Origin of the sequence: Terrabacter sp. Root181, assembly GCF_001428505.1 — a bacterium.
Taxonomy (GTDB): domain Bacteria; phylum Actinomycetota; class Actinomycetes; order Actinomycetales; family Dermatophilaceae; genus Terrabacter.
The window spans coordinates 71,025-84,313 of record NZ_LMHU01000011.1 but is presented as its reverse complement, the minus strand read 5'-3'; the positions used below and the strand labels follow the sequence as shown (position 1 = coordinate 84,313).

The window sequence follows — 13,289 nt, the reverse complement described above, 5'->3', positions numbered from 1 at the left end:
CTCGGATTACTCTGTCGACCCTGCGGTGATCGGCCGTTGCGTCGAGGTCCACGCGGGCCTGTCACTTGGCGGCTCGCGAGTCCAGGTGACCAACGCGAGAGGAGCTCTGACCGCGTCCATGCCACGTCGTCTTCTGAGAACACTTCGCACGCCGCTGCGGATCTGGGCGGCCTCTTGCGCCGTGAGCAGCTCATCAGCGCCTTCGGCGGCGGTCTGTGCCAAGCTCGGCTGGTCGCATGCGACTCGTGGACTGGTCCGGGATTGCTCCGCCGTCGACCAGCAGCCATCCGGCTCTTAGCTATCGGCCTGAACGTCATGTGCCCCATTCCGCCGCGATACGGTCTCTTCGGCATCGATGCGGTGCGGAACTGGGGATGGTGTTCTTCGCTGTCGGAGCGACGCGACTCGTGAGTCTCCGGTGAGGATGTGAGTGGCCGTGTCGACAGACTTTGAGGTGGTGGTGCCGCACCTCGCTGACGCTGAGGAACTGGCCTCGGTCCACGTTCAGGCGTGGCGGGAAGCCTACAGAGAGCTGCTCCCAGAGCATTTCTACGATGACGCCGCGCGCGAGNGATAGTGTTCTTCGCTGTCGGAGCGACGCATCTCGTGGGTCTCCGGTGAGGATGTGAGTGGCCGTGTCGACAGACTTTGAGGTGGTGGTGCCGCACCTCGCTGACGCTGAGGAACTGGCCTCGGTCCACGTTCAGGCGTGGCGGGAAGCCTACAGAGAGCTGCTCCCAGAGCATTTCTACGATGACGCCGCGCGCGAAAGTCGGCAGGTGATGTGGTCGGGTCTGCTCTCAGAGGAGGATGCCGGGGAGCGGGTCCGTGTCGCCCGGCGCGACGGCCGAATCGTGGGGTTCGTCGCGCACGGTCCGGCCGCCGACCACCGAGGGCACCCGCCAGAGCGCGACGAGCAGCTGTACGCGCTCTACGTGCTGTCCAACTACTACGGCCACGGTGTCGGTCAAGCTCTCCTTGACCAGGCTCTCGGCGAGCGGCCTGCACAACTGTGGGTGGCCAAGGACAACGCGCGGGCTCGACGGTTCTACGAGAAGAACGGATTCACAGCCGACGGGACCGAGCAGGTCGACCCAGATCTCGACGGGCTGGTCGAGATACGCATGGTGCGATAGGCCGACGCCGCCGCCCTCACGACAGCGATGTCCGACATCCCGCACCCACCGCCAAGTGGTTGCGTCCTTTCACCGCGAGCCGACCAGTCTCGAGGTCTCCCTTCCCACGTCAAGCGCCGCCTCGCCATGGCTGCCTGCGGTGGGGGCGGACGTTTCACGTCGGGGATGCGCCTCTTCGAGCGGGCCGGGGGTAAGTGTGTCGCCATGGGCCGTTAGCATCCGGAACCTCACCAAGGGAGATCCATGAGCGACGAAGACACCACGGTCGTGCCGTTTTGGACGCTGTCCACGGCCGACACCGCGAGCGTTCCGGCGGTCTCCGCCGACGGCGCGCTCACCCCGGGACGCTTGGCGGAGCTCCGCTCAGCGCTTGCAGCCTTTGCGACGGCGCCACTGGTCACCTTGGAGGCACATCCCCTCCCGAAGAGGCGTGAGCGCACGGCGGGACTGCCGCTGGACGCTATGAGCCCGCTCGCGCAGGAGTTGTCGCGTCTGGTTACAGCGAACGCGACGAACGTCTCCGCGGTCGCGACGGTCGCAGACTCGGCTGAGGTCCTCTACCGGATGGTGGTCCCCGCGAAAGTTGCAGCGCAGGTAGGCCGCGGCCTTGTGAAGCCGATGGCCTCCAAAGCGGTCGCCAACGGTGTGTACGGCGATCTGGTCGGTAGCGCAACCAACATCGTGTCGGCCAAGGCGACTTTCGTGCCGGTACAGACAGCCGCCGCCGGAGCCGCAGGCACAGTCGTAGGTACTGCCGCCGCCGGGACTGCATTGACTGTCGCCGCGCCGCTCGTTCTCATGGCGATCGCAGTAGGCGTGAGTGCACATGCCGACCGTCAAAGACAGGCGGCGATCGAGCACATCGCGGAGCTGTTGGAGAAGTTGCACAGCGACAAGTTGGACCACGAACGCAGCGAACTGGACGGCTGTCGCGACGCCATCGACAAGGCCACCGCGCTCCTGCTGGACCGGGGCAGGATCGGGGCATCCCTCGGCCTGGACTCAGCCGTACACGCGATCAGTACCGCGGCGGAGAATGCCGGCCGTCGGCTGCGGAAGTGGGAAGTCGCCCTCGACGCCTTCGGCGGCAGCCGCGTCTGGGTCGAAGACCTAGAGGACGCATTCCCAGGAATCGGCCAAGACGGCGGCGAATTCCGGACACACGTCGAACTGGCGGCCCTTGCCATTGCGCTGAAGCGCCGAGTGGTCGTCTTGCAGGCGGTCGAGGCCGGACAGAGCGACCTGAACAACCCGTTCGAACACTTCGCTCGCAGCCTGAAGGTCGACCAGCAGCGGATCGACGAGCTGGAAGCGCGAATCAGTACCGTCCTGCTACGGCTTTCGACCTTGGAATTGCAGGCACCGAAGGGGCTCTTCGACACGTTCATGAGCCGAGGACAGGTCGACGAGTTGCTGGAGGCGTCCTACCGGCTTCGAGCCCTCGGGAATGGGGTTGGCCCGGTGTCGCCCACGTCGGAGGTGGTGATCGAGATCGAGAAGCACAGCGACGGAACCCTGCTCGTGCTGCCGGCCCAAGCGGCCTGAACGTTACAGCGTTCCTGCCGCGTGTCACGCCGCGGGTCACGCGTGAGCGAGCGCCTTTGCCAACCAGTCCTCTGGCCAGCAAGGGTGACGCTGGTGAAACACAAAGGGATGAGTGAGCCTGAGGAGTTCATCAGCGGGTGAACACCGTCCGCCGGGGCGCCGAAGTCGCGCCACACAACGGCGAGCCATCCCTGCGGCGCGCCATCTGGTCACGCAGGATCCCGTTACCGTCCTCTGGGCCTGGAGGAACGCCAGGCTCTTCGCATACCTTGCGGACAACTTCTCCGAGTGCATTTCCCACCTGTCCCAACTCATGGCGCCCGAGGCGGCGGGGATGTGGCATTCACCTCGGGCTGCGTCCTATCGCCACAAGTTCCTCGCATGCTTCGCCTGAATCTTCGCCATGACGATCTTCTGAGCCGCATGTTGATCTGGGCGACGCATTTGGATGCATCGGTCTTCTTCGGTCTTCTTCGGGCTTCCGATGAAGACCCCATGACGCGGTCACCGTCGTAGCCCGGTGATGGGACCGCACGTCGAGCCCCTCGGCAAGGGTGCCGGCGTGCTGCTCATCGAGGACGCCGGCACGTTCACTGTCAGACCGCTCTAGGGACCGCTGCACATCGTGCACCGACCGCTACGCCGCAACTCACCGAACTAAGCATGGCTTTGGTGCACGGCACTCCGGCGTGGGCGCGCTTTGCCGAATCGCGTGCGTCGGGTCGCGGACCCGGCGGGGCCAAACCGCATTGTCAGCGCCCCATCGTGGCGAGTCCACCGGCCGGCCGGCCCATGAAGAGATTCCGCCGACAATGCGACATTCGGGAACGCCAAAGACTGGCCTAGGTCGGCAGTCTGCTCCCCCGCGGTGAATACGGCGGAGGCCTGACCATGTCCACAGTGACCGGGTGGCCGTCCAACTCGAAGGCAGCCAAGCGGCGCGACTCCGGGAACGGGGCCGGTCGCCCGCGCGGCTATTGCCCTCGCGCTCGCACCTTTCTTGGCCACATATGTCTCGCTCGGGCCATGCCCCTCGAACGACGCTACGGTTGAAGAGACAGCCTGACCTCAGGCCCCCATGGTGTTTTGGCAGACACACGGTGACCGGGCGCCGAACCGTGCTCCTTCCTTGGCGTGCAGCGAGTCGCGGATCGGGTACTTGAGGCTCCCTTGGCGCGCCATCATCCAAAGACGACGTAGACCTCATCCTCTGACGATGGGCAGCGCCAGCGGACTGGTCGACAGGCCGTCCAGGATCCTGGCCACATCGACATCCACGCGCGTTCCGACGGGGGTGTCCCTCGGCTGAGGACGCCGTGCACGCTGCTGATTCCGAGGTCGGTACAAAGCCCTTCTGGGTATCGGGTCTCTTTGAGATAGGTACGTTCAGTTGCGATCCCCCGGCCCACTAGTTGACCCATCCCTCCCAGCCCTCGATTCAGGGCGCCCGGCCTTCCTGCCACGCAGTGCCGTCCCAGTGCGCCTCGCCTGGCCCCCGGCCGTACCGGTCTGCACGAACTGGCCGGCGGTCCAGGCGCTCTTTGCAATGCGTTCCGGGAAGCCAGTCGAATCGTCAATCCGAGCGAGGAGGGCTCGGGCCTCGGATGCAACCTGCGTGTCGCCGACGGCCAGCCCCGTGAGGGCGGTCACCGCCTCGTCCACGGCACCGACCAGCACGTGAAGGAGGGCGAGATGGAATCGCGCATCGAGATCGTCGGGGTCGAGTTCGATCGCGTTGAGTAGGGCCTCGCCGGCCGTGCCGTGGTCATGGTTGACCAAGGAGGCGACACCAAGCTGGGTCCAGACCCGGCTGGACCGTGGCGCCTGCGCGGTGGCTCGATGCAGTATGTGGACCGCCTCGCCCGTGCGGCCACCCACCGAGAGTGCAACGGCCAGGCCGATCAGCAGGTCGACATCATTTGGCCGGACGGCTACAGCAGATGCCCATGCTCGTTCGGCCTCCTCGGCCCGTCCCAGGGCAAGGAGGGCTCGCCCCAGCGCATGCCATGCGAAGTGGTTGCGCGGGTCTAGCCGGACCGCCTGGGACAGCGCAGACAAGCCTGCGCTGATCTCACCGAGCGCAAGTCGGGACATGCCGATGTGCGCCCATGGGGCGGTGCGCTCGGGCTCGAGCGCGAGCGCCTGTTCGGACTCGTCGATCGCCTCGGTATGCCGGTCCGTCAACGCGAGTACGTAACCGAGGTTCGCGTGCGCAATGGGGTTCCTGGGGTCTACCGCGATCGCCTCACGGAACAGCGACTCCGCGCCTTCGACATCTCCCTCGGCCAGCCGCACGGCACCCCGGTTCACGGAGTTCTTGGCAGGTGATTCATCGAGCCCGGCCATCTTCGTCTCCCGTTCTAGCCGACAATCTGCTTGACCAAGCCACTGATGAGTTCCTTGGGCTCGATGTGCGGGATCGTCCACTGAATCTGGTCGTATGACACCGCGAACGGCTTGCTCGACTCGTAGTGGATGGGCAGCGTGAGCCCGAACCTGAGGTTCGATCCGTACTCAAAGGCCGCTAGATTCCACGTCTGGTGGTACAGCTCGACGGTGGTGAGCCACAGGTCGGCGCTCACGTCGACAAACGCGTTGATACCGAACTTGAACTTCGGCTCGACGAAGATCTCACCCTTGGCGTCGAGGACGACTCCGGCAGTGGGCGTCCAGGTCACCGTGCTCGCAGCCGACGCCTCACCGAAGACCCCGATCTCGCCGAACACCTCGAGGCCCGCCTTGGCGCTCACCACGGGTATTCCCGCGCCGACGGATCCGTCAACCGACAGCCGCAGGTACGCGAAGGCTGGAACGGCGAACTTGGCGTTGCCTGAGACGGTGGTGTCCTCGGGCTTGGCCGGGTTGTAGACCACCTTCAACACGGTGTCGCGCAACTGCCCGGGCCCGACCCCGGCCTCGACTCGGACTGCCCCGCCTATCGAGGCGAAGATCCCGATCCGTTGGCCCGCAACGGCGACGCCGACGATCGGGATGTCGACACGAAGGGAAAGCAGCTCCTTGTCGATCGGCTGCACGTCGAACACGTCGAACGTCGGTGGCAGCGCGACCTCGCCGCTCACCTCGACCTGGCCGTCGGGAGTGAGCTTCAGGCCGACCGTGCCACGGAGCCAAGGGGTGAGCTGGAGCGTGACCGTGCCGTCGCCGAAAACGGCAAGCCTCCCGTCGGCCTTGGGCGGCCCGGCGGGCTTTCCGTCCGGACCGATGGCCTGGTTCGTGGCTCCGACGTGGACCGTGCCCTTGGCGAAACCCTTCTCGTAGCCCAGCTGCGCATCGACCGCGAAGGCGCCGTCCTCGTACCGTCCGGTGATCTTCCCCGTCACACCGGGGATCGACGGCTCGAGCGCGAGGTCGCCGCTCAGCGAGTGTTTGTCCGACCCTTCCTTGATCGTCGCCGCCAGCTTGCCGCTCTTGATCCCGGGGATCCCCTCGCCGAGCTCGATCAGCCCCGTGATCTCGGCACCGTTCTTCTCGTCGTACTTGAAACCCAGGGTCCCCTTCTTCACGCCCTTGATCGCTGGCACGAACTCGCCGTCGGCCGTGATCGCCTCATCCGAGATACCGACCCGCGCTCTCGCTGACTTGATGCCTTTGACCTTGCCGGGAGGCACGCCGAGCTCACCCTCGGCTCCCCAGCTGCCCTGTTCGTATGAGACCCTAATCCTCGCCGGCTCGAACATTTTGGAATCGAAGTCCAGGCTGCCCTGAAGCGCAAAGGCCGTGCCAGTCGCGCCCTTCTTGGCGGCCGCTCCGATAGAACCCGTCGCGAGCTTGTCGATCCGTATGCCGACCTCGCCGCTCACCTCAAGGCCTCCGGTTGTGGCCGACAACGTCAGCGCGCCCCCAGTCACATGGAGCGGGCCGGGGAGTGACAGCTCGCCGCCAGTGATCGTCGCTTCGATGCCTAGCTCGCCATCCTTCGAGATGACGTAGATTGACGCCTTCTCAAGGATCTTCCAAGAGGGCTTGGGTATGAGGCCTCTGCCCGAAAGGCCGAGGTCCATGTCCGCCTCGAGCGTGTCGAAGGCTACCGGACTCGCACCGCGGACCTCAACTGGTGGCTTCGATCGCATAGCCTCTATCGACTTTTGGTCGATGTAGCCACCCCAGGGAACCACGTTGGGGATTCCCAACAAGGAAATCGGGCCCTGGGCCAGTGGCCTTGTAAGGCCACGGTCCTCGAACGCGATCCCGCTGATCGTCCCGACCTCACCCGTTGTGTCGTGGTTCGGGCCGTCGTGCTTCCAGACCACAGAGCGCAGCTTGTTGAACCCGATCACCGACTTGTAGTCGTACGTGGCTGGGCCTGAGATGTTGCTCTTTCCTGCGTCCTTCTTCTTGGGATTGCTGACGTGCCCGCCTGCCTTGTCGCGATAGATGGCAAGTGTATCCTGAGTGCCCTCAAGCCTGTCGACCGCCTCATCGTCCAGCTTTGAGAGGCCAGCCATCGCCTCAATCTGCTCCATTTCCTTGAGCTCGAAGTATTTGTCCTTGGCGGGTTCCGGGAAGTTGCTCGCTGCCGCCAGCTTCCAGGACACCGTCCAGTCGTCCGCTCGCACCGTCCGCTCGTCCTGCGGTTTGGCAAGTTCTGGATTTGCCTGCTTGAGAAAATTCTTGACCTGCGTTGACACAAACTTCTTTATCTCGTCTCCTGCTGCCATATTGACGGACCGGTTTAGGAGTTGGAAATTGTCTATGACGTCCTGTCCGCCGATCTGGTGTTCATGAATATGGTCGACCTCCCACTGGGCAAATGTCCCGCTTCTATTCCAAGGCGGAATCGCCAAGAGGGGCGCAATATCATCGACCGTCCCGAAGTAGAAGAACTTGCTGCTCTTTTCTCCCTTGAATTGAAGTTTGTAGGGGCCCTTGTCGTCCGCCATCCCCGGCAACGATTTGATCTTAGATTGCAATGCCTTCGAAGCCGGGCCCAGAACCTTATCCTTATTCGTGAGCCATATACTGCGCTGCTTGTCCTGGCGCTTCTCAGAGAGTTTCCGCCAGACGATTGGAGATTTTGTTCCCGCCACCTTGAAGCCAGGGACCATGATTTGATCGAAAGTGAGGGTATGCGCGTCCGTGTCGATCGCGCCCAACTCATTAGAGACCTTGGTTTTGGTGCCCACGGGGACGTGTGAGGGGGACGCCGATTTCGAGGCATTCGAGTCGGCGCGACGGATGATGGCGCCGCCCAGACCAGGAGCCACCTTCCGGTTCACACCCGGCCGCTGCTGCACCACATGGGTCAACTCGTGCGCCAGCAGCCAGCGGCCAACTGCCGACGTCGGGTCGTAGGCGCCGGATCGGAAGTAGATGTCGTTGCCACGGGTGAACGCCAGCGCGTCGATTCCACGGGCGGCGTTGTCGGCCTCGGCGTCGTCGTGGACCCGGACGTCGTCGAACGGTCGCTGGAATCGCGACTCGAACTCGGCGCGGACGGCATCGGGGAGTGGCGCGCCCTTGCCGCGGCTGGCGTCCAGGTAGTCCTGGAGCTCGGGGGACACGACCGGAGTCTCGCGGGACGGGGCTGATCCGGCCGGCGCCGGCGGTTCTGGCTCGGGCGCCGGGGTCGCCGACTCGGCGGGCCGCTGGCCGGCCCCGGCGGGCGTCTGGCCGGCTCCGGCGGGCGCGGCCACCATTGGGGCGGGGCCGGCTGGTGTCGCCGTGTCCGGACCGGCGCCGCCGCCGGCGCCGGTGTTCGTGGGCTTCACCGTGGGCTGGCCGGGCGGCTTCTGCTCCGCGGCCGGGTCTGCGGCGCGGCGCACCGGCTCCTGTGACGAGGTTCCAAACCCGGGCGCGGCACCGTGCGGCGCGTCGGTGTCGCCGCCCGGCCGGACGGGTGCCGGCGTGCGCATCACATGGTCGGCTGCCTGGTCGGCCTTGCGCTCGGCGTCGTCGCCGGACCTGCCGACGACGGACGTCCGCTGGAGCTGGCGTTGACCCAGACCCTGCGTCGCCGCCGTAGGTGTTGTGCTGGCAGCGGCAGTGCCGTCCCGCGCGTCCTTGACGGCGGGCTTCGCGTCGGGCGCCTTCTTGAGATCGGCGTCCGCCCCGGCGCTCTCGCTGCCCATGGCATCACCCCTCGACGATGGTCACGATGGTCACGTAGACCCGCGCGACGACTCCCGGCCCCGGGCGGAAGTCGACCGCAACCTTGGTATTCGCGGGGTCGAGGCCGATCTCCTTGATGATCGACTGCGCGCGATCGACTGCTCGGGTCGACCGAGCGTCGCTGACGCCGGTCGCCGTCCAGATGACCGCGCTGAAGATGCCCGAGCTGGCGTGCTGCGTCTCCACGTCGCCCTTCCACTCGTCAAGGCGCGTAATGACGTCCTTGGCGGGCGGATCGACCAGCTGCCCCGACCGGTTCGAGCTGGCGAGCACGGTGAACACGTCGGCTGGAGCCGCGGCGAGGAGCTTGACGTCGCCGTCCGTCACGGCCTTCAGCAGGTCCGCGTCGCCCAGCGTGTCTACTGCAACGACCTCGACGGCGTCACTGGTGTAGCCGATCAGGAAGATGCTGCCGTCGGTGTCGACCGACATCTGTGCCGCCGGCGGATTGGGCAGAATCTCGAACTGGCCATCTGCGTCCATCGTCGCGCTCGGGGCCGTCGCTGCGACGAGTGCCTTGGCCCGGGGCAGGCCAACCGGGAGTTCCGTCGAGGACGACGACCTCGCGTATGCGGCCAACACCAGCGCGTCGCTGCCCCGGGCCGCCTCATAGCGTTGCCGCCACTCGGCAGCTGAGGAGCGGAGGGTGGCGGTGCCGGGGTCGAAGACGACAAGCTGCACGGCTGTCGGGGTCCAGGGCACGGGTGCAGTCCCGGTGAGCAGGAACCTCCGGTACTGCTCCGCCTGGTCCGCAGTCTCGGCCGTTGCCACCCACACCGCGACCTGCGCGGGTCGCAGCTCCGGCCCGGCAGCCGATCCGGCATACTCCTCGCGCAGGCGGCGCCGGAACAGCACCCAGTCATAGATCGGGCGGATGCCCGAGCGCCCGACCTCGACACCCTGGTCGGGGAAGAGCAGGGCGAGGTTGTCGTCGAAGTACGACGGGTCCTTGGGATCGAGCCCGGCCAGTAGCTGCAGGGCCGAGATCGCGGCGTCGCGATAGTCGTTGCCCGGCTGGTCGATGGCCTGGGTCTCCTGTGCGGTGAACTGCGCCTGCACGTCATCGGGTCCATTCGCAACCGCCGTACCCAGGTCCCCGGTGGCCTCGATGGGCGAGCCCTGCCACATCACGGTGACCGTCGCCCGGGAGCGGACGTCGACCAGCGTGAGGTCGGACTGCGGCCCCGACTGGTCCCGGGTCACCTCCATACGCCTGCTGAACGACGTCTTCTGCTCGGCAGCGCCGGAGCCCGTGGCACGGACCAGCCCGTCGACCTGGACCGTGAGTTTCTCGCCACCGGGACCCGCTGTCAGGAAGAGCCGCTGGAGCACCCCGTCGACCTGCACGCGCATGCCGATCGTGGCCGCTGCCTGTGGCATCACGTGCTCCCACGTGCCGTGGATGATCGTCTGCTTGCCGTCGCCCAGGGCGAAGGGGTCCATGCCGACCCAGAGGCTGCCGCCCAGCGCCCCGACGCGACCGCCTGCCTCAGCAACGTTGACGAACCTCGCCCTGCTACGAGTGACTCGATGCTGGGCTGCTCCCAGGGCCGTGGCGTGGGCAACCTGGCGGAGCAGCTCGTGGGAGAGTCCGCCGGTGCCGAAGGCCTGCGCGCGCATCGTCGCAATCGCGCTCCCGAGTGTCGTGGCACCGCGGGCAACCTCGGTGAGGGCGCTCATTACCTCCTTGATCGAGCGCGCGTCCGTCCCTGCCACGGCGGCCCGGACCGAGATGCCGCCGCTCGTGCTGAACCGACCGACCCCTTGGAACCGCAGCCGCGCGGCGTCCGCTGCCGCTCGCAGACCGAGCTCGCGCCCAGGCTCCCTGACGCGTTGCGGCAGCACGAAGTCGACGCTGAACCCGTGGCTCGTCGACCCTTCGGTCGACGCCTCGACGACCCCGTCCGGGACCAGGACGTCTACCAGCTGACGGTGGGCCGGGTCTGCCAGTCCTCGAACGAGCGAGATCCGCTCCATGTGCTGGGCGCGTTCGAACTCCTGCGCGATCTGGTCCCGCCGCACCGCACCGACCCGGAGGTCGATGCCGGCGCCGAACAACGTCTCGAGATCGCTCCGCAGGGCGGTCGCGGTCGTGGGGGTCACCCGGAGGTACCCGGTCGGCGGGACCGCGACGAACCCCGCCGCGGTGAGGCCGCCGCTGGCCGCGGATGCGTCGGTGCTGGCGAGCTGACTCTGGAACTGCAGCACCTGTGCGATGAAGACCGCCCACGGTCGCTGCTCGACCTGGTTCGCCCAGTAGGTGCGCGGTCGCGTCTCCATCAGGTCCCGCCGCGCGATCCAGTCGTCGTGCCACGCGACACTCGAGCCATTCCACAGCAGGATGCCGATGTCGAGCCCGACGCCGCCCAGGTCGGCGTCGGGAGACTCTCCCCCTGACCAGCCCGCAGCGGACAGGGACTGGCCGGACACCGGTGTCCACGTGCGGTCGCGCTCGTCGTCGAAGAACGCTGAAGCGATCCGTGAACGGAGGAACTTCGACTCGTCCGCGAGCCCTGCCGGTGGGGGTGGCAGGGTCAGGGGCGGCATCAGCCGCGCGGAGATGCGGACGCCGTCGACCGTCGTCGGCCGGTCGCTGGACGAGGTGCACCCGCAGTCGCAAAGCCGGCCAAGGACCTCGGCGTTGCCGGCGAGCTGTGTCTGCCGGCTGAGAGCAACGATGTAGACGCCGGAGGGCGGCGTCCCGACCGAGGCATCTGGCTGCTCGGACGACGACACCAGCCGTGCGAACTCGACCGTGACCGCGGTGTTGAGTGAGATGAGTCGGCCGGACCTGTCTATCCCGGCTCCGGAGCCCACCGTCACGGTGGTGCCCGTCGAGGACAACGTGAGTCCGTACCCGCATCCCGACCCCGCGGCCCGCCGGCCGACGTCGATGTACGCCCGCTGTGCCAGACGCTCGAAGTTGAGATCGTCGGCACGAAGGAACCTGCCGTCGAAGTAGTTCAGACCGAGGTTCTCGGGAGACGTCGGTGTGACGACGAACCCGGCCACGGACTCGGACGACGCGATGCTCGGGTTGGCCGTGTCCGGGCCTTCGGCGAGCCGCATCTGGTCGGGGCTCATGACGCACCGTCCTTTCGCAGAATGTCGACGACGTCTCGGCCGTCGGTCCGGCGGGCGGCGGGGTCGCCGACGCGACCAGCCAGCGGGACGAGTTCTGCTTCGCACAGACCGAGCAAGGGCGTGGGGCCAGTGCCTCGGACCAGGACCCGGTACCAGATGTCGCCTGCGTCCTCGGGAAGGCGGAAGCTGATCCGCGCATCGTCCTCGGCAGTCGTCTCGGCGTAGCGCGTCCGGACCCGGATCGGCTGGCTCCATGACGGATTCGCGGCAGCGCGATCGATCGAGTGAACCTCCAGCGCGTCGCCGATCGTGCCCTCGACAACGTTGCCGGTGAGGTCGATGTTGACGCGACCCTCGGAGACGAACATTCGGCGGACCCGTGGTCCTCCGGCATCCGGCGCGAACCGCGGCCCGACCAGACCCGTCAGCGCCTCGAGAAGGAGCTCCTGCGTGACCATGGTCGGGACCGACGTACGGCGCACCGAGAGATCGATCGGCTCGACCGTGACCTTGTACGCGTTGTCCGAGCCTCTCTCGATGACGATGCTCGGAAGGTCTGCCAAGAGGATGCAGCCCGGCCCGTCGCACGGGAACAGCAGGGTCCCTTCACCGCCGGGTTGATGGCCCGGTGGCCTGAACTGGGCCGCGGCCTTCGCGGAGACCGCCCGGAAGGCGTCCACCCAACCGTCCGGTTCTCGCGGCAGGTCCGGAACGGTGCCGTCCCGCACAAGGCTGCGAAGCGGCTCGAACGCATCGTCGAACAGGCACGGCGCGCGATCCTCGCCCGACTCGCCACGTGGCGCGCACAGGTCATCAGACCGGGTGTACGGCTCGAGCTCGAGCCGTCCGAACTCGTGCACGCGCGAGTACTGGACCGAATCGTCGCCCTGGGCGCAGCTCGAGCTGACCGACGGCACCCTCCTGCCCAGGCAGGTGGTGTGGCGCACCCACAGCCGGGCGCTGAACCTCCACGGAGGTGACCCCGTCCCCGGTTTGAAGCCGGTGTCCGTCGCCTGCCGCTCGCGGCACCAGGCCGGCAGGTCCAGGCACATCTCCGCGCCGCAGGCGACTTCGCGCCCCAGCGCGTCCACGGCCAGTCCAGGACTGACGCGGAGGCTGTCGCCGTTGACGAGGGCGACGTCGAACCCCCAGATGACGCCTGCGCCGTGCTGCCACGCCTGGTGCAGCCGGAGCTTTCCACGCGGGTTTGCGCCGAGCACCTGGAAGTCCGAGACACCGAGGAGCATCCCGTAGTGCGCCAAGAGGGAGTTGAACGGGTCGACGGTGAGCGCGCTCGCCAGTTCCGATTCCTGCGCATCGCTCTGCTGCGGGGGATCCCATGCGGTCATTGCCGACTCCTTTGGCACTCGTACGTCGGCGTGGTCTGCACGCCAT

The 13,289-nt window shown here is 66.8% G+C and carries 6 protein-coding genes; 2 read left to right on the top strand and 4 right to left on the bottom strand.

What is annotated here, in order from left to right:
• Positions 1–635: 635 nt before the first annotated feature.
• Together ASD90_RS21880 and ASD90_RS21875 are read left to right on the top strand one after the other, a co-directional pair.
• Positions 636–1,136, top strand: coding sequence for a GNAT family N-acetyltransferase (locus tag ASD90_RS21880; protein ID WP_056761624.1), 501 nt, complete (start codon positions 636–638; stop codon positions 1,134–1,136).
• A 243-nt stretch (positions 1,137–1,379) separates the two neighbouring features.
• Positions 1,380–2,681: a hypothetical protein gene (locus ASD90_RS21875; RefSeq protein ID WP_056761375.1), complete on the top strand. Its 1,302-nt coding sequence runs from the start codon at positions 1,380–1,382 to the stop codon at positions 2,679–2,681.
• Between the two features lie 1,386 nt (positions 2,682–4,067).
• Here the strand turns inward: ASD90_RS21875 and ASD90_RS21870 are convergent.
• From ASD90_RS21870 to ASD90_RS21855, 4 genes are read right to left on the bottom strand one after another with little or no spacing between them, the layout of a single operon-like run.
• Positions 4,068–5,027 (bottom strand): tetratricopeptide repeat protein, encoded by a 960-nt coding sequence (locus ASD90_RS21870; RefSeq protein WP_082588965.1) that lies wholly within the window; start codon positions 5,025–5,027, stop codon positions 4,068–4,070.
• Between the two features lie 14 nt (positions 5,028–5,041).
• The gene (locus ASD90_RS21865) at positions 5,042–8,770 is read right to left on the bottom strand and encodes a DUF4157 domain-containing protein (protein WP_056761368.1); all 3,729 of its coding nucleotides are present in this window, start codon (positions 8,768–8,770) and stop codon (positions 5,042–5,044) included.
• Between the two features lie 4 nt (positions 8,771–8,774).
• Positions 8,775–11,894, bottom strand: a complete 3,120-nt coding sequence (locus tag ASD90_RS21860) for a hypothetical protein (protein ID WP_056761365.1) — start codon at positions 11,892–11,894, stop codon at positions 8,775–8,777.
• Positions 11,891–13,243 (bottom strand): hypothetical protein, encoded by a 1,353-nt coding sequence (locus ASD90_RS21855; protein ID WP_056761362.1) that lies wholly within the window; start codon positions 13,241–13,243, stop codon positions 11,891–11,893. The genes ASD90_RS21860 and ASD90_RS21855 overlap by 4 nt, the downstream gene beginning before the upstream one ends.
• Between the last annotated feature and the right edge of the window lie 46 nt (positions 13,244–13,289).

What these genes read in the sequence shown, in the direction of transcription:
- ASD90_RS21870 (WP_082588965.1), bottom strand. Translation starts at nt 5,027, where the DNA reads ATGGCCGGGCTCGATGAATCACCTGCCAAGAACTCCGTGAACCGGGGT.
- ASD90_RS21855 (WP_056761362.1), bottom strand. Translation starts at nt 13,243, where the DNA reads ATGACCGCATGGGATCCCCCGCAGCAGAGCGATGCGCAGGAATCGGAA.
- ASD90_RS21865 (WP_056761368.1), bottom strand. Translation starts at nt 8,770, where the DNA reads ATGGGCAGCGAGAGCGCCGGGGCGGACGCCGATCTCAAGAAGGCGCCC.
- ASD90_RS21860 (WP_056761365.1), bottom strand. Translation starts at nt 11,894, where the DNA reads ATGAGCCCCGACCAGATGCGGCTCGCCGAAGGCCCGGACACGGCCAAC.
- ASD90_RS21875 (WP_056761375.1), top strand. Translation starts at nt 1,380, where the DNA reads ATGAGCGACGAAGACACCACGGTCGTGCCGTTTTGGACGCTGTCCACG.